This is a genomic window from Synergistaceae bacterium DZ-S4 (assembly GCA_025943965.1).
In the GTDB taxonomy this organism is placed as follows: Bacteria; Synergistota; Synergistia; order Synergistales; family Synergistaceae; genus Caenicola; species Caenicola nitritireducens.
The window spans coordinates 148,173-174,597 of sequence record JAPCWD010000002.1; the positions used below are offsets into that span (position 1 = coordinate 148,173).

The window sequence follows — 26,425 nt, forward strand, 5'->3', positions numbered from 1 at the left end:
TATAGAGAAGTGTTTCTTTTTAAAAGCATATCTAAAATGTGAAATAAGACTCTATTTAGCAAAGGTTGAGGGTAAAAATGAAAATATTTGCAATCAACCCAGGAAGCACCGGAATGAAGGCTGCGCTGTACGAAGATCTGGAGATGCTATGGTCTGAATCTGTGGCATACAGTCAGGAAGAAATCGACAGATGCAAAGGGTCGCCTGAAAAAGAGGAACTCTTCAGGTTCACCAATTCGGTCGAAATACTTAAAAAGCATGGGAACGGCGTTTCCGAGCTCTCCGCCGTGGTCGGCAGGGGCGGACTGCTGCGCCCCATCTCAGGCGGTGCATGGATAATTAACGAGGAAATGGCCGCAGACCTGAGATCATGCAGGTACGGAAGGCACGCATCGAACTTTGGCGGGTTGATCGCAAAAAGGATATCGGAGGAGGCAGGATCTATTCCTGCCTTTATCGTTGACCCGGTATGCGTAGACGAGATGTCCGAGGTCGCCCACGTGAGCGGGATGCCCAATCTCCCCAAAAGGTCTGTGTTCCACGCCCTGAACCAAAAGGCAGTGGCTTACAAGGTCGCCCAAAAAATGGGAAAACATATTGATCAGTGCAGATTCATCGTTGCTCACATGGGAGGCGGAGTCACGGTCGGGGCGCACTGTGAAGGCAAAGTTATCGACGTGAACAACGGGCTCGGAGGGTACGGCCCGATGTCGCTTGAGCGTGCCGGTACCGTCCATGCGTGGGACCTTATTGATCTATGTTTTTCCGGCACATATTCACGGAAAGAGATAGAGAGGATGGTAGTAGGTGAAGCAGGAGTTGCCGCTCACATTGGAAGCAGGGATTTCCGGAAGATCGTCGAAAGGATCCACTCAGGGGACGTGAAGGCGAAACTTATAGTGGACGCGCTTGCCTACCAGATAGCCGCAGAAATTGGTTCAAGGGCCGTAAACCTTTACGGGAAGGTAGATGCCGTGATACTGACCGGAGGTCTCGCAAACAGTGCATACCTCTGTGATCTTATCAGGGATAGGGTCTCCTGGATATCGGAAGTCATCTGCGTACCGGGCGAAGATGAACTGAGGGCTCTCGTCGAAGGTGCATATAAAGTCCTTTCGGGGGAAGAAGAGGCGCATGTCTATGAAAAAGAATAATGATGTCCACGATAACAACCTCGCATTATTGAACAGTATAAAATGGGATCATGTTGTCGCAGTCACCGGCGCACTCGGCTCAGGCAAGACAGAACTGACAATAAGCCTGGCTTCAGCTATGGCTGCTGCCGGAGACAAGGTAGTCCTGTCTGACATGGATATAATAAATCCTTATTTTTGCCTGAGGGCACTGGCAGCCGACATAGCGAAAGAGAACCTGTCCGTGCTTTCTCCTCCCGGAGATATCAAGTGGGGAGACATGAGCTACATTAACCCTCTGATCAGGACAAAGATCCATGACGGATCCCGCCGATTGATAATCGACGTCGGGGGAGATTCACAGGGCGCGCTTGCACTAAAGCAGTTTGAACCTGAATTGATCAAAGCCGGATATGACCTCATATTTCTTATCAACCCCTACAGGACCCACACAAAAACTTTTTCAGAGATCGAAGCGATGAAAGACAAACTGGAAGCAACATGCGGACTGAAGGTCAGTTTTACGGCTGCCAACCCGCACCTTATGGACAAGACGACGCCGCATGACTGTGCAGAGGGGATCCTTTTGGTGGATGATTTTTCAGAAAAACTGGGCATCCCGATGCTTTTCGGGATGGCCGAAGGATCCATCTCGGCCGGTGTAAAGGACATCCTTCGGGATCGTATCCCTCTGTGGATATTGCACAGAGAGATACTGTTGCCATGGGAAAGAGACAAGGTGCGTATTTAATACAAAAGGAGTGTTTCAAATGCCAAAGGGAAGAGTCGAAATACTCGAGCAATACTGCAAAAGCTGTTCCATGTGCGTGGAGGCGTGTCCCAAAAGTGTCCTTGAGATATCGGACAAGATCAACAAAAAGGGATATCGTCCAGTCGAAGCGGCAAGACCTGAAGACTGCATAGGGTGCGGGATGTGTGCGATGAGATGCCCTGATGCGGTGATCAGGGTCTTTCGTGAAGAATGAGGGGAAAAGGGGTGATCAGCATGGGTAAAACTTTGATGAAGGGGACTGAAGCGATCGCCGAGGCTGCCATCCAGGCCGGATGCAAGTATTTCTACGGTTATCCGATAACCCCTCAGAATGAGATCCCGGAATATATGTCGAAACGCCTATTTGAGGTCGGGGGGGTCTATCTTCAGGCAGAGAGCGAAGTTGCAGCTTCAAACATGATACTTGGTGGCGGCGCGACGGGCGAGAGGGTGATGACCAGTTCCTCAAGTCCGGGCATATCTCTTATGTCAGAGTCCATAAGCTATATAGCCGGGCAGGAAGTACCCGTAGTGGTGGTCAATGTGGTCAGGGCGGGCCCGGGATTGGGAGGCATACTGCCTTCGCAGTCAGACTACAACCAGGCTACCTGTGGCATAGGCCACGGAGATTTCAATCTGATCGTCCTGGCTCCTGGGTCGCTCCAGGAGGCGGTGAACATGATGCAGAAAGCATTCGACCTGGCACAGACATACAGGACTCCGGTAATGGTCCTCTGCGACGGAGTGATAGGTCAGATAATGGAAGCAGTAGAGATCCCGCCGGGACATGGGAAAAACCTTTCACAGCCGGAAAAATGGGCGTGCGGATACATGAGGGAAAGGGGCGGGAAGCGAAACATAATCAGGAGCCTCTTTCTCGATCCTGAAGAACTGGAAGCGCACAACAGGAAGCTGGAAGCGAAATGGCATGAGATCGAAAAAAACGAGACCTCATGCGAAAAATATCTTACTGACGATGCTGAAGTCGTGATCTCAGCGTTCGGGACCGTCGGAAGGATAGCAAGATCCGCAGTGGATGATCTCCGTTCGGAAGGGTACAGGGTCGGCCTCATAAGGCCCCTGATCGTCAGTCCCTTTCCGTATGATGATTTCGAAAGCCTTATGCCCAAATGCAGACATATCCTTGACGTGGAAATGAACTGGGGGCAGATGCTGAAAGATGTTAAAAGAGGCGTCAGATACAGCCTGCCGGTAAGTTTTTACGGGCGTTCGGGCGGCATGTGCCCGGGTGTGTCAGAGATCGAAGAAGAGTGCCGCAAGATATTCGCGGAGCTCTCCGGCAAGGGAGGGGACCTATAATGGCAGAAAAGATAGTATACCAGAGGCCCAGAAGCTGGATAGAGGGAGTCCATTCACACTATTGCCCCGGGTGCACCCACGGGATCATCCACAGAATGATATGCGAGACTCTTGATGAACTGGATATCCAGGATATAACTACCGGCGTCGCCCCTGTGGGATGCGCTGCGCTCATGTACGGTTACATAGACACGGATTTTATTGAAGCTCCCCACGGCAGGGCTCCCGCCGTAGCGACAGGGTTCAAGAGGATAAGGCCTGATAGGCTGATATTCACGTATCAGGGGGACGGTGACCTTGCCTCGATAGGCATGGGAGAGATAGTCCATGCTGCTAACCGTTCAGAGAACATCACCGTAATATTTGTAAACAATGCCATATACGGCATGACCGGGGGACAGATGGCGCCGACCACGCTGATCGGGCAGAAGACTACGACCACCCCCGGCGGCCGTGATCCGCAGAGGGCAGGTTACCCGATCAGGATGTCTGAACTGCTCGCATCCCTTGCCTCTCCCTGCTACATAGAAAGAGTTTCGGCCGCGAAGCCTGCCCATCTCAACGGACTCAAAAAGGCAATAAGGAAGGCATTCAAAAACCAGATGGAAAACAAGGGCTTCTCATTTGTCGAGGTCCTCTCAACATGTCCGACCAACTGGGGAATGAGGCCGACAGACGCGTGCGACTGGCTTGTCAATAACATGATCCCCTATTATCCCCTTGGGGTATTCAAGGATTTTAAGTAAGGGAGGTCCGGCTGGATGTCTGATCACACACGAACGCTCTTTTGCGCAGGTTTTGGAGGTCAGGGTGTAATGGTCCTGGGGCAGCTCGTGGCATACGGGGCCATAAAAGAAGGCAAATACGTTACCTGGCTTCCTTCGTATGGACCCGAGATGAGAGGGGGGACAGCGAACTGCGGGGTAACTGTCAGCGACAGGGAGATAGGCTCGCCCTTTGTAACAAGACCGGATGTGGTGGTTGCTCTCAACCAGCCTTCTCTCGATAAATACGAAGCCTCTGTCAAATCCGGCGGTGTTTTGATCTATAACAGTGACATGGCCAAATACACGCCCACGAGAGAGGACATCAGGGTCATTCCGGTCGATGCCTCGCAGATCGCGGGAAACCTTGGCAACGAAAGGGCGGTAAATGTAGTCATACTCGGAGTTGTCATAGCAATGTCCGATTTCATTTCTGACGATACCGCCAGGGAGATCATCAGACAAAAACTTGGCGCCAGAAAACCCGAGTTCCTTGAAAGCAACATGAAAGCCTATGAGGAAGGAAAAAAGATCGGGCTTTCAAGCTGACGAAAACATTTTTTACATTGCCCATTATTGCCGCATTACAGCCGGCAGCATGATAAACCTCCGCACATTTCTGACCGGATATGCGGGGGTTTTTTATGTTCTGACCGGACAGCGGCGGTATCAGCTTCGGCAGATCACCATAAAATCCACACATTTACATCATAAAATCTCCATAAGCTCTTGGTAGGCTTGCATCACCGGATATCAAACGGTGATTCTGACAATAAAACTGGAGGTCGATGTAGATGAAAAAGAAAATACTTGCAGCGGCAATATTGGTCCTCGTATTTGCGGGAAGCGCAATGGCGGCTCCCGGATGGGGAGGAAAAGGAGGTAAATGCGGACCCGGCGGGGGCATGCCTATGGGCTTCGGCCAGCAGATGTGGCAGGACTCAGCTCCCGAAGTGAGGGCGAAGATGGATGAGAGAGCGAAGCTCCATATCGATCTGAGGGCAGAGCTCCAGAAGGATATTCCGAATAAGGCAAAAGCCCGTGATATACACGAGAAGATACAGAAGCTGGACCGGGAGATCGAAGCCGCCCAATTTGAGGAGATACTTAAGGATCCCTCAAAGTTCAAAGCCAGGGCAACGGGTCCCAGGCACGAATTTTCCCCTGAGGACAGAGCAACGCTGGAAGAGATAAGGAAGCTCCATTCCGAGATGAGGACCGAGCTTCAGAAAGAGACGCCGAACAAGGCAAAGATCCGCGATCTTCACACAAAGATACAGAAGATAAAAAATGACCGTGACAATGCACGCTTAGAAGAGATGCTCAAAAGCCCCGAGGCTTTCAAAAATAGCCGCGGTTATGGCTGGGGATGCAAAAACGGTCAGCCGCAGCAGTAGTTTGGACCTTCGAAGCCGAAGCCATACAGATCGACGGCTCCGGCTTCGAAATACCGTCATTATTTTTAATTTTTACTGCAATATAATTTCCTGATTTATGACAAAATAGTTATTGATATTTATGTATGATAATAAGAGGCGGGACGATCAAAGATCTTTTTCGGGGCGGTGGGAGCGGTGACAAAGATACTTATTGTAGAAGACGAAAAAGCAATAGCGGATGTAGAAAAGGCCTACGTGCTCCGGGAAGGATACGAAGCAGACATTGCGAGGGACGGGGTGGAAGCCCTCAGGATGTTCAATGAGGGAGTCTACGATCTTGTGCTTCTCGACCTGATGCTGCCAGGTATGAAAGGCGAAAGGGTCTGTGAAGAAATAAGGGCGGCGTCAACAGCTCCCATAATAATGGTCACAGCAAAAAGCGGTGAGGATGATGTCATAGCAGGACTTGACGCCGGCGCGGATGACTACATCATAAAGCCGTTCAGTCCAAGGGTCCTCATGGCACGGATAAGGGCCAACCTCAGAAACACCGACCGCTCCGGGACAGGAAGCACCGGGATATTAAAAATAGGACAGGATGTAGAGATAGACAACGACAAACTGACAGTGACTAAAAAAGGCAAGCATATCCCCCTCACTAAAAATGAATTTATGATCTTTTCAAAGATGGCCTCAAGGCCGGAAAAGACATGGACAAGGGACGAACTTATAATCCATGCACTTGGATATGAATACGAAGGTTTTGAAAGATCGATAGACAGCTATATCAAAAACATAAGAAAAAAACTTGCAGATCCCGAACACGATAACGGATACATAAAAACAGTCCATGGTTTCGGATACAGGATCTCGGAGTAAGCTGATGAAGCGTTCACTGCGGACCCAGATGCTTTTCCAGTACGTGGTCATCGTCATAATATGCATGCTGGTGATACCTGCCGGTATATCAAAACTGCTGGACAGGCAGTTTCGCCTTTTTTCTTCCGACAGGCTCCGCGAAGATCAGCAGGAGGCAGTACGGATCCTCGAAGAGAACTACGACTTACGAGGTCATTGGGACATAACTGCTCTCTCCGGACTGAGGGGGGACATCCTCCGATGGCCTATGGTCCATGCGGCTCTCTATGATCCGGAAGGGATACTGATAGCCGAGTTCAGGCGGCCGATGAGACATGGCGCCATGAGGGGACCTATGATGAACAGCAGCAGTGATGACCGGGGTTTTGTCAGTCCCGGAAGAGGTGAACTGGCAATGAACGAATTTCCGGTGTCTTCCGGAGGCAAGGTCGTTGGCAGTGTCCGTTTCCTCTGCCTGCCCTTCATTGAGAGCAGGGAAGGCATCTTCCTGAAGAAATTCAATTCCCATATGAAATATGCAATAGGGTTCATGCTCATAATTGCGGTCATCATATCTTTTGTAATGGCTGACTTGATCAGCCGGCCTGTCCTGAATGTCTCAAAGATGGCGTCGCTTATAGGCAAGGGCAGGTATCAGGCGGATGAAGGCCTGAAGTCGGATATCACGGAACTTCAGGCACTCATAGACAGCATTAAAAGGCTCGGCCTGGGCCTTGAAGAACAGGAAGAGCTCCGTAAGAGGCTTATGAGCGACATAGCGCACGAACTCAGGAACCCTCTCGCGATAATCAAATCACACCTTGAGGCTTTTGAGGACGGGGTCTGGGAACCTACAAGAGAGAGGATCAAGCTCACTGTGGATGAAATAGACAGGCTTTCAAAGATGATCTCCGAGATCGAAAAGCTAACTTCGATAGAGAATGCCGGAAATGGCATCGTGCTTGGATCGGCTGATCTGTCCAATTTGACGGAGAGGGTCGCCATGACGTTCGACCCCCTCTACAGGTCAAAGTCCGTAGATCTGAAAAGGGAGATAGAGGCAGATGTATTCCTGGCAGCAGATGAGACGAAGATAAGGCAGGCAGTCGAAAACCTTCTTTCCAACGCGCTCAGATACACCGACAGCGGCGGGACCGTGACTCTCTCCCTTGTCAGATCGGACGGCGCGGCAGATATCAAAGTCAGTGACACGGGCATAGGCATATCCGAGCAGGACCTGCCATATATCTTTGAACGTTTCTACAGGACAGACAAGTCACGTACCAGGTCAAGCGGAGGACTCGGCATAGGCCTGGCAATAACCAGGGCGATAGTTGAAGCCCACGGCGGCAAAGTCATGGCCGAAAGCAGGGAAGGCGAAGGCAGTACATTTACAATTACGCTTCCTCTCAATAAATCATAGATAGTTAACTCGGAGGTGCATTGTCCGTTGAGAAATAAACTGATCGCTGCGGCACTAATGATTTGGATCCTCTCAGCCGGAACTGCAATGGCGGAGACATTGACACTTGAAGCCTGCATAGATACTGCATTGGAGAAGCACCCGGATATGGTCGCAGCAGCGGCAGAAGTTGCTTCAAAGAAGGCCGCGGTAGGGCAGAGCGCCGCGGACAGCAGGCCGCAGGTGAGTGCAGGGGCTTCCTATACAAGGAGCGACAGTACCGACTCCACAGACGATTCAGGAAGGTACAGCACCTCCGTTTCGCTTGAACAGTCTGTCTACGACTGGGGTAAAAGGGGCCTCCGGATAGAGGGGGCAAAGATAAACATGAGTGCCGCGGAAGCGGAATACATGGATACAAGGGACAAGGTCATCGCAGCGGTCAGGTCGGCATATTACAACCTTAACAGAGCTGTAAGGCAGCATGAGGTTGCAAAGGCCAGGTATGACAATTACCAGAAGAGGCTCTCCTGGGCGAGGTCCTACTACGAGGTCGGTACAAAGCCCAAAATTGAGGTGACAAAGGCTGAAGCTGACCTTGCAAATTCAAAGCTGACGCTTGTCAAGGCCGGGTCAGCGGCAGAGCAGTACAGGGCGCAGCTTGCCTCGGCAATGGGCCTGCCGATGATGGAAATAAAAGACTTTGCAGATGTCCTCACCTATGAAGACTGGGGGGTGCCGATCGGAGAAGCGGTAGAAAAAGCTCTTTCAAACAGGCCCGACCTTGTTTCACAGCGCAGGAAGGTCGAATATGCCGAAACCCTTGTTGCATTGCAAAAAAAAGGACTCTCTCCCGAAATCAGCGCTTCAGCGGGATACACCGCATACGGAAGCGCTCCCTTTGACGACAATGGATGGAACGCCAAACTTTCACTAAGTTTTCCCATATATGACGGGGGACTTACCAGAAGCAGAGTCGAAGGGGCCGAGGCTGACCTTGTTTCGGCAAAGGCACAGTTTGATGCCGCATCGAACAATGTGATGCTTGAGGTAAGGAAGGCCTGGCATGCACTGGCTGAGGCTAAAGAGGCGCTTAATGCCTCCCTTGAAGCCGAGAGGCAGGCCAGGGAGACTTATGAACTGGCTGAAGGGCGCTACGAAGCGGGAGTGGGAAGCAGTCTTGAGATATCCGATGCAGTCGAAAGCTACGCCTCGGCCCAGACAAACACCATCCTCTCGCTCTATGAATGCAAGGCAAAGCGCCTTGATCTCGAAAAGGCCATGGGAGGTCTTTAAGAATGAACATTGCAGGCAGGAAAATTTCAAAAAAACTTAAGGGCAGGATCATCGGAGCAGTACTCTTGCTGGCCGCGCTGTTTGGGGTAATTTACTGGAATTACGGCAGAAGTTCTGATGAGATAAGCTACAGGACAGAAAGGGCAGTCAGGTCGGATCTGCGTTCAGTCATACAGGCCACCGGCACCCTTGATGCTGTGGAAACTGTGGATGTCGGTACCCAGATATCAGGCACAGTCAGGGAAATATACATCGACTACAACAGTGTAGTAAAAAAAGGACAGATCATTGCTGAGATAGATTCGGCCACACAGGAGGCCGACGTTGCACAGGCAGAGGCGAACCTTATGGCAGCCAGAGCAGATCTTATGAATTCTGAGGCAGTATTTGCCAATGCCGAAAAGAGCCTTTCCAGAACAAGGAAATTGGCTGAAAAGGACCTGATAGCAAAAGCTGATATCGATACAGACGAAAAAACCTACCTTACTGCAAGGGCACAGGTCGCTGCGTCAAAAGCAAGGATCAGTCAGTATGACGCCACTCTGAGAAAAACAAGGATCAACCTGGGTTATACAAAGATATACTCTCCAGTGGACGGGGTGGTGGTATCCAAGAACGTTGAGAAGGGACAGACTGTCGCGGCAAGTTATCAGACCCCGAGCATTGCGGAGATAGCGAAGGATCTCAGCCAGATGCAGGTCGAAGTCAATGTCGACGAGGCCGATATCGGAGGAGTGAGGGAGGGACAGAAGGCGACCTTTACAGTTGATGCCCATCCCAACGAACCGTTCGAAGGAAAAGTTACTCAGGTGCGCTTTTCGCCTACAACTACCGACAACGTAGTTACATATGCGGTAATAGTGAGAGTCTCCAATGATAAGGGACTCCTGATGCCGGGGATGACTGCAAATGTCTCGCTTATCGTTGAAGAACGGCAGGATGTGATCGTGGTTCCGAACAGCGCTTTCAGGTTCAAGCCCGCGGATCCTTCAGCAAACCAGAAGCAGCAGGGGCCTCCCGGGATGGGTGCACAGACAGTGGCTGAAGTAAAGGCCCCGGCTGTATACATGCTCAATAAAAAAGCCCCGGTAAGGATCGAGGTCAAAAAAGGCATATCAGACGGACAGAACACGGAGATAATCTCCGGGCTCAAAGAGGGCGATGAGGTAATTACGGGGATCATCGTTCCCAACGGAGCGAAATAGATGACATTGGTAGAACTGAAGGATATCCGCAAAAGCTTCAGCATGGGCAGAGAGGAAGTGGAGATACTCCATGGGATAAGCCTCTCTGTTGAAAAGGGTGAGTTCGTTGCGATGATGGGCCCTTCGGGCTCAGGAAAGTCAACTACTATGAACATTCTCGGGTGTTTGGATAAACCAACATCCGGGACATATTTTCTTAACGGACAGAATATCAATGACCTTGAAAGCGATGAGCTTGCGGTGATAAGAAACAGGACGATCGGTTTCGTCTTTCAGGGATTCAACCTGCTGCAGAAGACAAGCGCGTTGGAGAACGTAGAGCTTCCGCTCCTATATGCAGGAATGCAGAAAAAAGAACGCAGGGAGAGGGCTAAAGAAGCCCTCATCCAGATGGGACTGGAAGACAGGCTATACCACGAGCCGACACAGCTTTCGGGGGGCCAGCAGCAGAGAGTCGCGATCGCACGGGGCATAGTAAACAGGGCCCCTATCCTTATGGCTGATGAACCTACCGGAAATCTTGACTCGAAGACAAGCGACGAAATAATGGGACTGTTCAAAAAGATCAACGAGAAAGAGGGGACAACGATACTGTTGGTCACCCATGAACCTGACGTCGCCGCTTACGCAAAGAGGATAGTTCATTTCAAGGATGGCATGATAACGAGCGATGAACCAAACCGGATGGTGAAAAGCGCATGATATCGATGACAGAGATCTCCCGCACCGCAGTAAGGGCGCTGCGCCGGAACAAGACCAGGTCGATGCTTACTGCCCTGGGCATCATAATCGGTGTAGCGGCCGTAATAGCAGCTTTCGCCGTAGGCCAGGGAGCGAACAAGAGCATAGACGAACAGATCGCCTCCTTCGGAAGCAACTTTATAATGGTATTTCCTGACAGATCAGCATCGTCAGCTTCGGGCACCGTCAGATACATCACATATGATGATGCCCTTGCCGTAGAGCGGGAGGTCTCCGGGATCGAGGCAGTGGCGCCAATGATCAATACATCTGCCCAGCTTGTTTACGGCAACACTAACTGGAGTACGAGCGTCATAGGAAGCACTCCCGCATATTCACTGGTTCAGGACAGGGAGGTGGAGTACGGCAGGAACATCAATGACAGCGACGTAAGACAGGGTGCCAAGATTGCTGTGATAGGGAAGACCATCGCGGATAAGATGTTCTTTGGTGAAGACCCTGTAGGCAGGTCAATAAGGATCAAGAAGGTCCCGTTCACGATAATCGGTGTATTCAGAACGAAGGGCCAGAATACCATGGGGCAGGACCAGGACGACCTTGTCCTCGTTCCCCTGACGGCAGCGCAGAGGAGGCTTGTCCGCTGGAACACTCCCGGAAGGATAAGCACCATATACGTCAAGGGTGTTTCGATGAACGCGCTTCAGTACATACAGAATGAGACGGAGGTCCTTATGAGGGAGAGGCACAGGATCAGGCCCGGAGAACCGGACGACTTCTCCGTCAGGAACATATCCCAGATGCTTGAGGCGCGCCGGAAGACTACGGCCATCATGTCTATGCTCCTCGGCTCCATAGCTGTAATATCCCTTGTGGTCGGGGGAATAGGCATAATGAATATAATGCTCGTCTCTGTCACTGAAAGGACCAGGGAGATAGGGATAAGGATGGCAGTCGGGGCTAAGTCACGGGACATCCGTTTCCAGTTCCTTATTGAGGCGGTAGTTCTTTCGATGGTAGGCGGCACACTGGGAATAATACTGGGCGTCTTTGCGGGGCATGCGCTTGCTTCGTTTACAGCAGCCCCGCCTATATTTTCCGCCGGGTCCATAATACTGGCATTTGTCTTTTCGGCCCTTGTCGGCATAGGTTTCGGCTATTACCCGGCATGGAAGGCCTCCCTTCTTGATCCGATCGACGCGCTGAAATACGAATAAGACCAAGGGGCGTCCTCTCTTTAGAGCTCGCCCCTCAGCGCGTCTCTCACCGCTCTTTCCCACATGTCCGTCTTTTCCCTGTCTCTGCCGGCGCATGCCGGACTTGTAGATAACAGTGTCGTATGGGGCAAATGCGGCTTGCCGAAATAATTTCTGTAGCTTCTGAATGCAAAACCGCCGTTAAAAATTATGGATGATATGGCAGGATATCCTTTAAGCAATCCGGGAACATCGTTCGGGATCGCGGTCCTGATGCTGCTGTCGCTGCTCCCGGTGCGCTCAGCTGACTTTATCACATCCCACAGTGCGATGCGGTTTTCAGCCAGAAGCCCGATCTTAGTCCTGTAATCTGAAGAATAAGGCATTACAAATACAGAGAACATAATTTTCCAGAAACTGTTCTGTCCATTCGCGTAGTACTCATTCTCCCTCAAAGACCTCACCCCCGGAAGCGAGCCGAGAATAAGCACCTTTGACCTTTTATCTATTATTGGCTGAAAGCTGTATTCCACGTTTTCCATCCTCCCGGACCAATTATAACCCGCAATGAAAATTATAAATTTATGCAACCGATTGAACTTTTGCTGCAACCTGATTTTCCGGACAAAAAATACTCTTGACGAATCCCAATTCCACGTTATAATACTCAAGAACTTTGAACCGCAGGTAAATATACAAAATATACAAAACTAAATTTTAGGTTTAGTTAACTATCCTGCCGGAGAAAAAGCGGAACTTATTTTCCATTTTTAATGGTGATGAAGGGGATAGCAAAGATGAAAAACAAAGTCTTCTTGACACTTGCGGACGGAAGCGTATGGAGCGGAAGGGGCGAACTCTGCACTCCCACCGAAGGCGAAGTGGTCTTTACGACAGCCGGATGCGGATATCCCCAGACCCTTTCAGATCCTTCGTACTGCGGCCAGATCGTTGTCTTCGCATACCCTCCGGTGGGAACATACGGTGTAGACACCGAGCGCCTCGAAGGGCGACGGGCATGGCTTTCCGCGGCACTGGTATCCTGTCTCGACGAAACTGAAAATGGACGATTCAAGCCTCTCAGTTCATGGATGGAGGAAAATGAAACTCCGTTGATAGATGGGATCGATACAAGACAGCTGATCTTAAAAATAAGAGAGACCGGTTCGATAATGGGCAGGCTCGATCATTCGCCTGCACTTCCCGAAACAATAGAGCTTCCGCATGATCTGGTCAAAAGAGTCTCATGCAGAGAGATTGAAGTGACTGGAGACGGGGATGTCTCAGTCGGGGTAATGGATTTCGGGGCCAAGGAGAACATCATAAGGAGCATGGCAGCACGGGGTTGCAGGGTAGTCAGATTCCCCAACACTGCCAAGGCAGAAGATATTCTTTCAAGCGGTGTCAGCGGCATCATACTCAGCAACGGTCCCGGCGATCCCTCCGTTCTTGATAGTGAAACGGAAGAAATAAGGAAAATTTTGGGCAAAAGGCCTGTGCTTGGAATATGTCTTGGTAATCAGCTTCTTGCGAGGGCATGCGGTGCAAAGACCCATAAGATGAGATACGGACACAGGGGAGCCAACCAGCCGGTGATGGATCTCTCAACAGGCAGGGGTATATTGACCAGCCAGAACCATCAGTACGTAGTCACTGAAGAGAGCATGGGGGGGACAGGGCTTGAAGTGGCCTTCAGACACCTCGGCGACGGAACTGTAGAAGGCTTGCTTCACAGGGGATTTGATGCATCAAGTGTCCAGTTCCACCCTGAAGCGTCGCCGGGCCCGGAAGACGCATCATACATATTCGATGATTTTGTCGCACATATCCGCGAGTCAGGAGATAGATAGGATGAAGGATAACAGCATAAAGAGAGTCCTGGTCCTGGGTTCGGGACCGATACGGATCGGTCAGGCTGCAGAATTTGACTACGCAGGCAGCCAGGCGTGCCGTGCTTTGAAAGAGGAGGGCTGCGAAGTCATACTTCTCAACAGCAACCCTGCCACCATACAGACCGACCTGACAGTGGCGGACATCGTCTGCATCAAGCCGCTCCTTCCGGAGGTCGTTGAAGAGGTACTGAAAGAATACAGACCGGACGGAGTGGTCGCTACCCTTGGAGGGCAGACCGGGCTCAACCTATGCATGGAGTGCGAAAAGAGAGGGACGTGGAAGAAGTACGGCTGCAAAGTGCTTGGCACACAGCCTGAGGCTATTGAACGGGCCGAAGGAAGGGAACCTTTCAGGAAGGCCATGATCGATGCAAAACAGCCGATCATCGCCAGCAGGGGGATATCCTCCGTGGCAGGGGCTCAGGAATTTGCGATACTGACTCCGCTTCCGCTCATACTTCGTCCGGATTTCACACTCGGAGGGTCCGGAAATTCTGTGGTAAGAAACATAGAGGATCTTGTGGTCAGGGTAGAGGATGCGCTTACTGCTTCGCCTGTCGGCAAGGCCCTTATCGAGCGATATCTTGAGGGATGGCATGAGATAGAGGTCGAAGTCGTCCGCGACAATCTTGGTAACGCTCTTGCTGTCTGCAGCATGGAAAACGTAGATCCCATGGGCGTCCATACAGGGGATTCTATTGTTGTTTCGCCTGCCCTTACCCTGACGGACAGCGAGTGGCAGATGCTCAGGACCGCAGCTCTGAATATAGTTGACGTGCTTGAGATCAGAGGGGCCTGTAACGTTCAGTTCGCACTCTCCCCCGACGGAAAAGAATATTATGTTATCGAAGTCAACCCAAGGGCAAGCAGGTCCAGTGCGCTTGCGAGCAAAGCAACAGGATATCCCATAGCCCGGATGGCGGCAAAGATCGCGATCGGGATGAACCTTACCGAAATGGCGAATCCCGTCACCGGCGCTGGAAGTGCCCTTTCGGAACCCGCGCTTGACTATGTCGCGGTAAAGGTGCCTTCGTGGCCCTTTGATACCTTTCCTCAGGCAGATTCATCGCTCGGCCCGAGGATGAAGGCTACCGGGGAGGTGCTGGCACTCGGGGCAAGTTTTGCCCAGGCTCTTGTGAAGGCCTGCCGTTCGCTTGAAAGGGGCAGGTATCTCCCTGACAGGAGAATGCGTTCCTGGGAGACGAGAAAACTCTGGGAACAGGTCACTGCTCCAACATATCTAAGGCTTGAAGCGATAACCGAACTGCTCAGGAGGAGCTCGGTCACTGTCGAAGAGATGTCAAGGAGAACTCACATCAGAAGATATTTCATCGAACAGCTCAACAGGATCCAGCTGGCAGAGAAATACCTTGAAGAGGACGGCCCGGTCAACGGCAACGTGGTCTCGGCAAGGCTGAACGGAATGTCGATAAGCCGAATATCCTCATCCGCTGGCATATCGAAGGAAGCGACGCTTAAAATACTGGAAGAAGAGAACTGCTGCACCGGATACCGTGAAGTGGACGGATGCGCCGGAGAGTTCCCATCAGGGTCCGGGTACTATTATGCAGCTTACGGCGTTAGGAGTGACCCATGGGACGAGTCCGAGGGGGGAGTGGCTGTCCTCGGTTCGGGCGCCATAAGGATAGCTCAGGGCGTCGAGTTTGACTACTGCTGCGTGAAGGCAGTCGAGGCCCTCCGCAGGCGGGGCATAAGGGCTATCATGATGAACGTCAACCCGGAGACGGTGAGCACCGACCACGACATCTCCGACGCACTGTACCTTGAACCTCTCTATGTCGATGACGCATTGGCAGTGCTCGAAAGGGAAAAGGCAAGGGGCGTCTTCGCATGCTTCGGAGGCCAGACATCGCTCAGGCTTGGCCTTGACCTGGCATCACAGGGGATAAGCCTCCTGGGGCCTGATCAAAATATTATAGATGCTGCTGAAGACAGGGGAAAATTCTCGAGGCTGCTGAAAAAGCTTAAGATATCCCAGCCTGAAGGAGTCGATGTGGCCTCTATCGAGGAAGCTCGTAAAGTCGGTTTGGAATTGGGATATCCGCTTATGATAAGGCCAAGCTTCGTAATAGGCGGGGTTGCAATGAAGACGGTCTACAGCGAAGAGGAGATGCTCGAAGTTCTTTCCGAGGCATTTGAGGCGGTCTCCGGGCAGAAAGTAATGGTAGACCGTTTTCTTCAGGGGAAAGAGTTCGAGTGCGATGCCGTATGCGACGGCGAGGATGTGCTCATACCGGGCATATTTGAACACATCGACCCGTCGGGAATACATTCAGGGGATTCGATCGCGGTATTTCCAAGCTTTTCGCTCAGCGACGAGCAGAAGAAGAAGGTCCTTGATACCGTCAAAATGATCTCAAAAGAGCTGGATATCCATGGCCTTCTGAACATACAGTTCGTCCTCAAGGACGGGATCTTCTGGATCATAGAGGCAAATCCCCGCGCAAGCCGCACAGTCCCTATCTGCAGCAAGATATCGAAGATCCCGATGGTGGATCTTGCCGTCGGAGTCGCACTGGGTGAAAAACTGAGCGAAATGGGCCATGGAACGGGCATCCTTCCGAAAAGCGGGCAGTGGGGGGTAAAGGTCCCTGTCTTCTCGAACGACAAGCTTCCCGGGATAGATCCTAAGCTTGGTCCGAAAATGATGTCCACCGGAGAGAGCCTCGGTCTTGGGGATGACCTTGCCGATGCGATGATGGACGGTCTCAGGGGAGCCGGGTGGCTGCCTCCGGTCAAAGGGAGGATACTTATGAGCGTAGCAGACTCCCAGAAAGCAGAATCCATGCCGACTGCATCACAGTTCACCTCTCTGGGCTGGAGGGTAGACGCAACGTCAGGAACAGCGGAATACCTTTTAAAATGGGGGATCGAGGTCAACACAGTTCCCCAGGAAGATCTTGTTGACAGGCTAAGGATGGGCGACTGGGACCTCGTGCTGAACATCCCCGGCGGGAACGACCGCCATATCATGCACGGTGCAGAACTCAGAAGAAGTGCCTCGGCGGCGGGAGTTCCCTGTCTCCACTCAATTTCGGCTGCCTGGGCTGTAGCAAACAGCCTCACTAAAAACTTGAAAGGCAACAACGGAAAGCAGGATTAGCAAAGGAGAGCTGTTCGTCACACATATATTTTGGAAATGAATTATCACTTTTAATGATCACAAAAAAAATTACGGCTGCTCTTCCATTTTTACAAATAATGCTTTAATATATAGGTGTGCATTAAACAAAACAGTTTTATTTGATAAGGAAGCGGAGGTGTATCCATGTTAACCGGCAAATTGCTAGATGACATCGGAATACAGATACTGAAAATACTTCAGGAAGATGGAAGAATTTCATTCAATGAGCTGGGCAGAAGAGTCGGTCTCTCGTCCCCTGCGGTTGCGGAAAGGGTCCGCCGCATGGAGGATGCCGGGATAATCACAGGTTATAAGGCTGTCGTGGACCAGTCAAAAGTCGGATATCCGATAATGGCATATATCCGCCTTGCCATCCCTGTCGCGCTGCTCAACCAGTCGGATGAGCTTGCCAGGGCGATACCGGAGGTCCTTGAATGCCACCACCTTACAGGAAGCGACGGAGTAATCCTCAAAGTCGTAGTATCTTCGGTGGGGCATCTCGAAGACGTCATAAGCCAGATGGGAAGCTGCGGAATGACTACCACGGCGATAGTCCTTTCATCACCTGTACTCGGAAGGTCGATAGACCCGGTAAAACCGACAAACAACAGCCATTGACCGGAGCCTGAGTTCCGATGAATCGGATAAGCCGGGAAGCGATAGACAATATCCTCAGCAGGAGAAGCCTCCGGAGGTTCGATCCGTCAGTAAAAGTTGACAACGCTTCTCTGAAGACTATTTTGGAGTGCGCGTGTGCCGCACCCAGCGCAAATAACTACCATCCGTGGCATTTTGTGGTCGTGGACAGCAGGGAGACGCTGGACAGCATGGCAGATCTGCACCCTTACGGAAAGATGCTGAAAACAGCCGCACTGGCGATAGTCGTCTGTTCCGAAACGGAGCGTGAGGGCAAGGTTTTGAGGTACTGGGAGGAGGACTGTTCGGCAGCAATGCAGAATATCCTTCTTTCTGCAAATGCCCTTGGATTCGGATCGGTGTGGCTGGGTGCGAAGCGCGGAGACAACGACCTTGAAGGAAGACTAAAGTCGCTTCTTAACGTTCCCGCCGGGATAGCGCTCATGGGAATTGCCGCGATAGGCCGGGCACTTGAAACTAAAGATCCTCACAAAGGGATAGACCCACATTCGCTGCATTCCAACAAGTGGTGAAAAGGTCCCCGTCTGGTGGTAAAATAGACTGGTCTTTAAGATAAAGCGGCGGAAACACCGCCGCTTGTCATATGGTTAAGAAGTTCGGGGGCGTGAAAGTGGATCACAAAAATAAACAGGCGAGTATATTCGAAGTCAACAAGGTGATAACCCTTCCGTTGGAAGAGGAGATAAAACAGAGCTACCTGAATTACGCTATGAGCGTCATAGTCGGAAGGGCGCTGCCGGACGCAAGGGACGGACTCAAACCGGTCCAGAGAAGGGTGCTTTACGCTATGCTGGAACTGGGCGTAAGGCATAACCAGGCATTCAAAAAATCTGCACGTATAGTCGGAGAGACCATGGGAAAATTCCACCCCCACGGAGATTCTGCGATATATGATACTATGGCCAGAATGTCTCAGGACTTCAGCATGAGGTATCCCCTGGTGGATGGGCAGGGCAACTTCGGTTCCATAGACGGAGATCCCCCCGCGGCAATGCGCTACACTGAAGCCAGGCTGCACTCTCTCGGAGAAGAAATGCTTTCGGATATCAACGAAGAGACTGTAGAATGGGGCCCCAATTTTGATGAATCACTTGTCGAACCGCTGGTCCTTCCTTCGAGTATCCCAAACCTCCTTGTAAACGGCAGTACGGGGATAGCAGTCGGAATGGCGACCAACATGCCTCCCCACAATCTGGGAGAGGCTGTTGATGTATGCTGTGCCCTGCTGGATGACCCTGACATGGAGCTCGGGGAGCTGATGGCTTTGATGCCTGGGCCGGACTTCCCGACAGGCGGAATAATAGTCGGGCGCGAAGGCATAATAGATTCATACAGGACCGGAAGGGGAAGGCTTATAGTAAGAGGCCGTGTGGATGTCGAAGAGACCCGCAAGGGCAAAGAGAACATAGTGATCTCAGAAATTCCCTACATGGTCAACAAGACAAATTTTATCGAGACGATAGCCAAATGCGTACAGAGCGGAATGATAGACGGCATATCGGACCTCAGGGACGAGTCTGACAGAGAGGGAATGAGGATAGTCGTTGAACTTCAGCGCGATGCCGACCCCAACCTCGTCCTGCGCCAGCTGTATACAAGAACGCAGCTCCAGAGCACCTTCGGAGTTATCAATCTGGCGATCGTAGACGGAGAGACAAAAGAACTTCCCCTCAAAGATATGGTCTTCGTTTTTCTTGACCACCGCAGAACTGTCGTCCGGAGAAGGACGGAGTTCAGGCTCCGCAAGGCAGAAGACAGGGCTCACATAATCGAGGGACTCTTAAGGGCCCTTGACGCCATAGACGAAGTCATAAGGATCATCAGGGGATCGGACAACGCCGCTACTGCGAGAAACAGCCTGATGGAAAGGCTTGATTTCACCGAGATCCAGGCCCAGGCGATCCTTGACATGCGCCTGCAGAGGCTGACAGGACTTGAGAGAGAAAAGCTCGACAGTGAGATGGCGCAGCTTATCATGGACATCGAACGCTACAGGAGCATACTTGGCAGCCCGATCATCCTTGATTCCGTAGTAAAGGACGAACTTATGGAAGTACGCAGGCAGTACTCCGACAAGAGGAGAACAGACATAGAAAACTCTGCCGAAGAGGTCTCCGAAGAGGATCTGATCCCGGAAGAGGAGATAGTCGTAGCCCTGAGCAGGGACGGCTATATCAGGCGGATGCCGCTGCAGGACTACAGAGTCCAGTCAAGGGGCGGAAAGGGTGTTAAGGGTGTTTCTACGAAGGCGGAAGACGAGATCGCACTGCTGACGATCACGAACACTCACAGGACGCTGTACCTCTTTACCAGCAAGGGAAGGGTATTCGGAATAAAAGGCTATATCCTGCCGGAACCAAAAACAGGCAAGGGGAAACTTGTTGGGACCATAGTGACCCTTGACAAGGACGAACGCGTTGTTGCGATCAAGGACAGCAACCTTGACGGGGCGAAATATGTCTTCTTCGTTACCTGCAAGGGAACTGCGAAACGCCTGCCTGTCGAAGAGCTGGACGGCCTCACGAGGGCCGGCCGCAGGGTACTAACCCTGGCTCCGGATGACAATATCGCCAGAGTCCGTGTGACCGGCGGAAAGGACGAACTCCTGCTTACCACATCGATGGGACAGACGCTGAGGGTCGCCGAAGAAGAGTTCCGCCCGCTTGGAAGGCAGGCCCAGGGTGTACGCGGAATGAAGCTTGACGACGGAGACTGCGTAGTCGGATGCGACGTTGTGACGGAAGGGCGCCAGGTCTTCTTCATCAGCGATTTCGGTATAGGCAAGAGGACCAACTACTCCGAGTTCACACAGCACCACCGTGCCGGATATGGCGTCAGGGCCATGAAGCTTTCGGATAAGACGGGCAAGCTCGTCGGCGCGTGGGGAGTTGCGGACGATCAGGAGATAGTCGTCATAAGCGGAAAGGGCCGCATGGTACGCATCAATACAAACGAGATATCAAGCCTCAGCCGTACGGCAACGGGATATAAGGTCGTAAGGCTTGACGAAGGCGACTCCGTGGCTGATGTAAGCATAGTGAGGACCGATGAAGAGGTAGAACTCGATTGAAGCTGGCGCGCGACGGTCTCCCGACTATATTCGGACTGGCGTTCATGATGATCGGCGGAGGGCTCATATCACCATGGATATCTGTCGTGCTTGCCTTTCCCATGATGCTTGCTTTATGGTTTTACCGTGACCCCGAGAGGATCCCGGAGGCTCCGTCGGGCTGGGTGAGCCCTGCTGACGGCAAGGTCGTGGAGATCGAGGAAGTTGATCACGAATATACCGGCAGGACTGTAAAGATAGGCATCTTCATGAACGGACTTGATGTTCACGTCAACCGTTTCCCGGCTGCCGGAAAAGTGGAGTATGTAAGATATGTTCCGGGCAAGAAATGGTTTGCCATAGCTCCGAAAGCATCGGAGATAAACGAGCGGTTCTACGTGGGTGCCCAGTCGGAAAACGGACGCTTTCTGCTTGTTCAGATAGCCGGCATACTTGCGAGAAGAATAGTCTGCAGGGTAAATAAGGGGGACAGACTGGACAGGGGCCAGCGTTATGGTATGATTAAACTTGGCTCAAAAGTCGATATTTACCTGCCTCAGGCCGTTAAACCAGCAGTTGGACTCAACAGCAGGGTAGTGGCCGGTGAGACGGTGATCGGAGTGGTAAAAGAATGAGAAAACGCGACAGGAAGATAAGGAACATACCGATCAGCAAGATCATTCCCAACATGATAACCAGCGGAAGCGTATTCTGCGGAGTGGCTTCACTGATAATGACATACCATCAGCACTTTGTGCCGGCAGCAGTTCTTATTTGTTTTGCGGTATTTTTTGATGTAATGGACGGAAGAGTGGCGAGGAGTCTGGGAGGAAGCAGTGTTTTTGGAGAAGAGCTCGACAGCCTGGCTGACGCGATCAGCTTTGGTGTAGCTCCCGCATTCCTTATCTACGCGGCATACATTGGAATGGAAGGCGGAGTATGGGGTGCTGTGGCATCCTCCTTCTTTGCTCTCTGCGGAGTCCTCAGGCTTGCCCGCTTCAACGTGATGCACGTGCCTTCGGGACCTTTCCAGGGCCTTCCGATCCCTGCGGGCGGACTGACCCTTGCTGCCTTTGTGATCGCCAAAGTGCCGCTTACACCACTGGCTGCGATAGCGATAATGTTCTTCATAGGCGCTCTGATGGTAAGCTCAGTTCCTTACTGCAACGCGAAGAAGATGAAAAAGGATAATGTTAACAAAGTCAAGCTCTACGGCGTTGTTGGGATACTTCTCATCTCTTTTGTGGTCCTGAGGGAAAAGGCATTCCTGGCCATCTCGCTTCTGTATATTTTTACCGGTCTTGCAAAGATAGATGTTGCCGAATGGGTCCTTGAAGAAAGGCCTGCAGAAAAGGGAGAATAGAAATACCTTGTTGATCCGATTTTTTTAGCATGTTTATGATCCCGACTTCGGCCAAAAAAGCCGGGGCCGGGATTTTTAAAAAGGGGGCAAACTGATGAAGAAAATCATGACAGGCAACGAAGCAATAGCCCAGGGCGCCTGGGAAGCAGGGCTGCATGTGGCAGCCGCATACCCGGGGACACCTTCCACTGAGATCCTAGAGAACTTGTCAACTTACAAAGATGTATATTCAGAATGGTCAACAAACGAGAAAGTCGCGCTTGAAGTCGCTGCCGGAGCTTCCATGGCCGGAGGAAGAGCCCTTGCTGCAATGAAACATGTCGGACTCAACGTTGCTGCTGATCCTCTCTTCACGCTTGCTTACACAGGAGTCAACGGGGGCCTTGTGGTCGTCACCGCAGATGACCCCGGACTGTTCAGTTCTCAGAACGAGCAGGACAACAGGTATTACGCCTCACACGCCAAACTGGCGATGCTTGAACCATCTGACAGCCAGGAGTGTCTTGACTTTGTCAAAGAGGCCTTCGACATTTCTGAAAAGTTTGATACCCCTGTGCTTTTCAGGGTCACGACAAGGATCTGCCACAGCAAGACACTTGTCAAAACATCTCCCAGAAAAGAAGTCCCTGTAAGAGCATACACAAAGGATGTCTCCAAATATGTTATGGCGCCTGCATCGGCAAAGAAACGCAAATACATAATGGAAGACAGGATCGAAGCGCTGAAGGAATTCAGCGAAACTACCACGCTTAACAGGATAGAGAGTGCATCCGGTAAGGTAGGAATAATAACAAGCGGAATTTCTTACAACCATGCAAAAGAAGTATTCGGAGATGAAGTATCATATCTGAAGCTTGGTTTTACATGGCCGCTGCCCGAAAAACTTATAAGGAAATTTGCAGGTATGGTCGATACTATTTATGTGATAGAGGAAAATGAGCCCTACATCGAAGACTTCGTTAAGATCATGGGAATACAGTGTACCGGCAGAGAAAAGCTCCCATGGGTGGACGAACTGACTCCGGAAATAATAAGAAGAGCTTTCTTTCCCGGCAGCGAAGATCAGGGAGGCTATGCCATTGACGCAGAAGTTCCCCCGCGTCCGCCTGTTCTTTGCGCTGGATGTACCCACAGGGGATTTTTCTATGAGGTCGGAAAATATAAAGATGTTGTTGTAACAGGAGACATCGGCTGCTATACGCTTGGAATAGTGCCTCCTTTGAGTGTTACCGACTCTGTCATCTGTATGGGAGCCAGCGTTTCCGGCGGTGTGGGGTTCAGCAAGGCGGTAGAAAAAGCCGGCAGAAAAGAGAAGGTCTTCGCGGTCATCGGAGACTCTACCTTCTTCCATTCGGGAATAACGGGTCTGATCGATGCTGTCGTCAACAAAGCCCCTATAGTGATCAACATACTTGACAACAGGATAACGGCGATGACCGGACATCAGGAAAACCCGGGAACGGGACGCACATTGATGGGCGAGGATACTCATCAGGTAGATCTTAAATCTCTCTGCGTGGCATGCGGCGTAAAGGAAGAGAACGTTCGTCTCATAGATCCGTACGACCTTACAGAAACCAAAGAGGCCGTAAGGGCCGGGTACGAGTCCACAGAACCATTTGTGATCATCACGACGTCTCCCTGTGCCCTAATAAAGGATGTCATCAAGGCAAGGGCGAACATGAAGTGCGTGATAGATCAGGATAAGTGCATAAAGTGCAAAATGTGCATGAAGGCCGGATGCCCCGCCCTCAACTTCAGAGACGGCATCGTATTCATTGATCGCGCGTCATGCAACGGCTGCGGTATATGCCTGCAGATATGCCCGAAGAATGCCATTTCGAGGGAGGTATAGGACCATGAAGAAAAACGATACCAAAAGCATCCTTCTTGTTGGAGTAGGCGGACAGGGGACCATACTTGCCTCGAAGATACTTTCAGAGGGGCTTGTGCGCAAAGGCTACGATGTAAAGATGTCAGAGATCCACGGGATGTCTCAGCGCGGTGGAAGCGTTACTACCCATGTGAGGTTCGGCACAAAAGTGGCATCTCCCGTCGTTCCTGAAGGAGAGGCTGACGTCCTTGTGGCATTTGAAAAAGTCGAAGCGGTACGCTGGCTTAAATATCTCAAAAAGGGAGGGAGACTTGTCGTCAATAATTTCGAGATATACTCCCTGCCTGTCCTTACAGGTGCAGCGAAATATCCCGATGAAGTAGTTGAAAAGCTTGAGAAGGAAGTTCCCAACTGCAAAGTATTCAATGCGGGAAAGATCGCCGAGGACCTTGGAAACATCAAGGCACAGAACATAGTGCTGCTGGGTGCACTTGTCAAGGCAATGGGACTTGAGGACATAGACTGGGAATCAGTCCTGAAAGAGCTTATTCCTCCGAAACTTCTGGATCTTAACCTTAAGGCCTTCAAAGCGGGCCTCGAACAATAGCTGTCGCACAAATAAAAAAGGGGCCGCCCAATAAAAGTCGGCCCCTTTTTCAATGGTGCGCTGTCGTAAGGCTACCAGGTAAGCGTTGACTCGGAGACCTCTCCGCCGCTCCATGTAACAGAGATATTGAGTTTTCCATTTTTCTTTGCAAGATACCCGTTGTCCTGCATCAGAAGCTGGAGAGTTTTTGTGCCGTTTACAGGAATGCGAACCGTTCCGTTCTTTTGGTTGAGGACTTTGTTGCCCTCTCTTACTCCCAGAAGCCACCTTCCGTTGTTGGCAGGAAGGGTGTCCCAGCCTTTTCCTGTGTTGTCTGTAAGGACTATGGCAGTAACGTTGCCGCTTCCTGTGACTTTGATGTTGACGGAGGTATCCTTTGATCCGCTGGCAGAAAGCTTCTTGTTCTTGCCCACGAGGTCTACGTTGACCACTGCAGGTTTGGCTGATGCAAAGACAACCGCTCGGTCTGCCCTGGTGACTGTAGCAGCGGGAACAGCCTGTTCCGCCGGGGCCTTGCCCGTCGATGCCTCCAAGACCTGTCCGTTGGACATTACAAAGGTCACATGGTAGGGTCCCACATTTCTGCTCTCTTCCTCGTCAAACCACAGATCCAATGCCTTTTCCCCGCTTACAGGAATGGAGATCGTGCCATCAGAATGGTTCAGCTTGGGACCGGAGACCAATACGACCAACGGGTTTCTGTTGCCTGCGATGGTGTCCCAGATCTTTCCGCTTGTTGCGGATCTGACCCTGACACCAGTGATGGTCCCTGATGCGTTTATTACAGCACGGATCGATCTGTCAGGTTTTAGATTGGATTCCATTTTTTCATTTTGTCCTGTGAAGTCATAGCTTCCGGTACCTTTGTACTCAACAGAAAGCGTCTCTTTGAACGCTGTTGCATTGCTGTCCGGGACGGCATCTCTTTCGAAGATGCGTCCGTCAGCGAGGCTGATAGTTATTCTTGCCTTGACTGACTGGTCAGCCATTATTCCGTCTGTGTCCTGAGTAAGGAGAGTGTATTTGTGTGTACCTCTTACGGAAAAGGCGACAGTACCGTCTGTCCTGTTCATTATGTTGTTTCCGCTGTCGACAACTGTTACTATCGGGATGTTGTTTCCAGCTGCGGTATCCCACTGAGCATTTTGGGAGTAGGTCTGTGCCGATATTTTTACGCCCCTGACAGCTGCATCTCTGAAATTAATGGACAGTGTGAACTGCTGGTCTTTTCTGCCGTCAGCTCCGACTTTTTCATTTCTTCCGGCGTAGTCGTGCTGGCTGGTCCCGTTTATCTCAAATGCGTATATACCTTCTGATGAATTGGGAGAGGCAGCTACGGGAGCTGCAGTGTTGAATCCCTTTACGCTTGTCTTGCCGGTGACCTCCTGGTTGTCGATAAGCCTTACGATCACAGTGAAATCTGAATCACTTGGTATTGAACCTTCAGCATCGTTAAAGTAGAGCTTAAAGTCAGCCCCCATAAGCACGGGTGTGACCGGAAGCCTGCCTGAAGTGTTCAGGATACTGCCTCCGCTGTTCTTTACTGTAAGCAGTCCGACATTGTTTGACGGAGAGGTGCTCCACATTTTCCCTGTAGTCTCGTTTTTGAGCGAGATCTCTGTTATAGCCTGGGCTCCGGTTACTGCAAGGGTAAAAGAAGCGTCGAGCGTGCCGTCTGCTATCCTTGAAGTGCCTGTACCAACTATGTCTACTTTTTCATCCGCATTGAAGTATATTGAATCAACGTCAAGCCCGAACGATGCAGCAAATGCTGCGCCTGAAAAAACAATTAAAAAAAGTGCGGCCATGAACGTTTTTAATAATCTCTGCATTTTTAAATGCCTCCTAAAATCG

The 26,425-nt window shown here is 51.2% G+C and carries 24 protein-coding genes; 22 read left to right on the forward strand and 2 right to left on the reverse strand.

The features are described from left to right. The first annotated feature begins 77 nt into the window (after positions 1-77). The 13 genes from buk to OLM33_02170 all read left to right on the forward strand — a co-directional run bounded on the left by buk (position 78) and on the right by OLM33_02170 (position 12,045). Positions 78-1,154, forward strand: a complete 1,077-nt coding sequence (gene buk, locus OLM33_02110) for a butyrate kinase (protein MCW1712471.1) — start codon at positions 78-80, stop codon at positions 1,152-1,154. Further along, positions 1,141-1,884, forward strand: a complete 744-nt coding sequence (locus OLM33_02115; GenBank protein ID MCW1712472.1) for a hypothetical protein — start codon at positions 1,141-1,143, stop codon at positions 1,882-1,884. The genes buk and OLM33_02115 overlap by 14 nt, the downstream gene beginning before the upstream one ends. Before the next feature lie 19 nt (positions 1,885-1,903). Continuing rightward, the gene (locus OLM33_02120; protein MCW1712473.1) at positions 1,904-2,119 is read left to right on the forward strand and encodes a 4Fe-4S binding protein; all 216 of its coding nucleotides are present in this window, start codon (positions 1,904-1,906) and stop codon (positions 2,117-2,119) included. A gap of 20 nt (positions 2,120-2,139) precedes the next feature. Further along, positions 2,140-3,225, forward strand: coding sequence for a 3-methyl-2-oxobutanoate dehydrogenase subunit VorB (gene vorB, locus OLM33_02125; GenBank protein MCW1712474.1), 1,086 nt, complete (start codon positions 2,140-2,142; stop codon positions 3,223-3,225). After that, positions 3,225-3,971 carry a thiamine pyrophosphate-dependent enzyme gene (locus OLM33_02130; GenBank protein ID MCW1712475.1) on the forward strand — a complete coding sequence of 249 codons (747 nt, stop codon included), beginning with the start codon at positions 3,225-3,227 and terminating at the stop codon, positions 3,969-3,971. The genes vorB and OLM33_02130 overlap by 1 nt, the downstream gene beginning before the upstream one ends. Before the next feature lie 15 nt (positions 3,972-3,986). Next, positions 3,987-4,538: a 2-oxoacid:acceptor oxidoreductase family protein gene (locus OLM33_02135; protein ID MCW1712476.1), complete on the forward strand. Its 552-nt coding sequence runs from the start codon at positions 3,987-3,989 to the stop codon at positions 4,536-4,538. Between the two features lie 245 nt (positions 4,539-4,783). Next, positions 4,784-5,386: a hypothetical protein gene (locus tag OLM33_02140; protein MCW1712477.1), complete on the forward strand. Its 603-nt coding sequence runs from the start codon at positions 4,784-4,786 to the stop codon at positions 5,384-5,386. A gap of 177 nt (positions 5,387-5,563) precedes the next feature. Next, entirely contained in the window at positions 5,564-6,247 is a 684-nt protein-coding gene (locus tag OLM33_02145) for a response regulator transcription factor (GenBank protein ID MCW1712478.1), read from the forward strand. A 4-nt stretch (positions 6,248-6,251) separates the two neighbouring features. Continuing rightward, positions 6,252-7,649, forward strand: coding sequence for a HAMP domain-containing histidine kinase (locus tag OLM33_02150; GenBank protein ID MCW1712479.1), 1,398 nt, complete (start codon positions 6,252-6,254; stop codon positions 7,647-7,649). A 27-nt stretch (positions 7,650-7,676) separates the two neighbouring features. After that, positions 7,677-8,924 (forward strand): TolC family protein, encoded by a 1,248-nt coding sequence (locus OLM33_02155; GenBank protein MCW1712480.1) that lies wholly within the window; start codon positions 7,677-7,679, stop codon positions 8,922-8,924. Positions 8,925-8,926: 2 nt separating this feature from the next. Next, positions 8,927-10,129 (forward strand): efflux RND transporter periplasmic adaptor subunit, encoded by a 1,203-nt coding sequence (locus OLM33_02160; GenBank protein MCW1712481.1) that lies wholly within the window; start codon positions 8,927-8,929, stop codon positions 10,127-10,129. A gap of 6 nt (positions 10,130-10,135) precedes the next feature. Continuing rightward, complete coding sequence (locus OLM33_02165) at positions 10,136-10,831, forward strand: ABC transporter ATP-binding protein (GenBank protein MCW1712482.1); 696 nt, start codon at positions 10,136-10,138, stop codon at positions 10,829-10,831. Next, the gene (locus tag OLM33_02170) at positions 10,828-12,045 is read left to right on the forward strand and encodes an ABC transporter permease (GenBank protein MCW1712483.1); all 1,218 of its coding nucleotides are present in this window, start codon (positions 10,828-10,830) and stop codon (positions 12,043-12,045) included. Before OLM33_02165 ends, OLM33_02170 begins: the two co-directional genes overlap by 4 nt. 20 nt (positions 12,046-12,065) lie before the next feature. Here the strand turns inward: OLM33_02170 and OLM33_02175 are convergent, their stop codons facing one another. After that, complete coding sequence (locus OLM33_02175; protein ID MCW1712484.1) at positions 12,066-12,557, reverse strand: DNA-deoxyinosine glycosylase; 492 nt, start codon at positions 12,555-12,557, stop codon at positions 12,066-12,068. Positions 12,558-12,821: 264 nt separating this feature from the next. On the opposite strand from OLM33_02175, the gene OLM33_02180 reads away from it, so the two are divergent. The 9 genes from OLM33_02180 to OLM33_02220 all read left to right on the forward strand — a co-directional run bounded on the left by OLM33_02180 (position 12,822) and on the right by OLM33_02220 (position 24,571). Then, positions 12,822-13,874 carry a carbamoyl phosphate synthase small subunit gene (locus tag OLM33_02180; protein MCW1712485.1) on the forward strand — a complete coding sequence of 351 codons (1,053 nt, stop codon included), beginning with the start codon at positions 12,822-12,824 and terminating at the stop codon, positions 13,872-13,874. A 1-nt stretch (position 13,875) separates the two neighbouring features. Beyond that, positions 13,876-17,040, forward strand: a complete 3,165-nt coding sequence (gene carB, locus OLM33_02185; protein ID MCW1712486.1) for a carbamoyl-phosphate synthase large subunit — start codon at positions 13,876-13,878, stop codon at positions 17,038-17,040. 165 nt (positions 17,041-17,205) lie between these two features. After that, positions 17,206-17,679: an Lrp/AsnC family transcriptional regulator gene (locus tag OLM33_02190; GenBank protein MCW1712487.1), complete on the forward strand. Its 474-nt coding sequence runs from the start codon at positions 17,206-17,208 to the stop codon at positions 17,677-17,679. 17 nt (positions 17,680-17,696) lie between these two features. Further along, positions 17,697-18,230 (forward strand): nitroreductase family protein, encoded by a 534-nt coding sequence (locus tag OLM33_02195; GenBank protein MCW1712488.1) that lies wholly within the window; start codon positions 17,697-17,699, stop codon positions 18,228-18,230. Positions 18,231-18,328: 98 nt separating this feature from the next. After that, complete coding sequence (gene gyrA, locus OLM33_02200) at positions 18,329-20,788, forward strand: DNA gyrase subunit A (protein ID MCW1712489.1); 2,460 nt, start codon at positions 18,329-18,331, stop codon at positions 20,786-20,788. Continuing rightward, positions 20,785-21,402 (forward strand): phosphatidylserine decarboxylase, encoded by a 618-nt coding sequence (locus tag OLM33_02205; GenBank protein MCW1712490.1) that lies wholly within the window; start codon positions 20,785-20,787, stop codon positions 21,400-21,402. Before gyrA ends, OLM33_02205 begins: the two co-directional genes overlap by 4 nt. Further along, positions 21,399-22,130 carry a CDP-diacylglycerol--serine O-phosphatidyltransferase gene (gene pssA, locus OLM33_02210; protein ID MCW1712491.1) on the forward strand — a complete coding sequence of 244 codons (732 nt, stop codon included), beginning with the start codon at positions 21,399-21,401 and terminating at the stop codon, positions 22,128-22,130. Before OLM33_02205 ends, pssA begins: the two co-directional genes overlap by 4 nt. A 94-nt stretch (positions 22,131-22,224) precedes the next feature. Continuing rightward, positions 22,225-23,985, forward strand: coding sequence for an indolepyruvate ferredoxin oxidoreductase subunit alpha (iorA, locus tag OLM33_02215; GenBank protein MCW1712492.1), 1,761 nt, complete (start codon positions 22,225-22,227; stop codon positions 23,983-23,985). Between the two features lie 4 nt (positions 23,986-23,989). Beyond that, positions 23,990-24,571, forward strand: a complete 582-nt coding sequence (locus OLM33_02220; GenBank protein MCW1712493.1) for an indolepyruvate oxidoreductase subunit beta — start codon at positions 23,990-23,992, stop codon at positions 24,569-24,571. Positions 24,572-24,642: 71 nt separating this feature from the next. Here OLM33_02220 and OLM33_02225 read toward each other — a convergent pair whose 3' ends face one another. Beyond that, positions 24,643-26,403: a hypothetical protein gene (locus OLM33_02225; GenBank protein ID MCW1712494.1), complete on the reverse strand. Its 1,761-nt coding sequence runs from the start codon at positions 26,401-26,403 to the stop codon at positions 24,643-24,645. Positions 26,404-26,425: the final 22 nt, after the last annotated feature.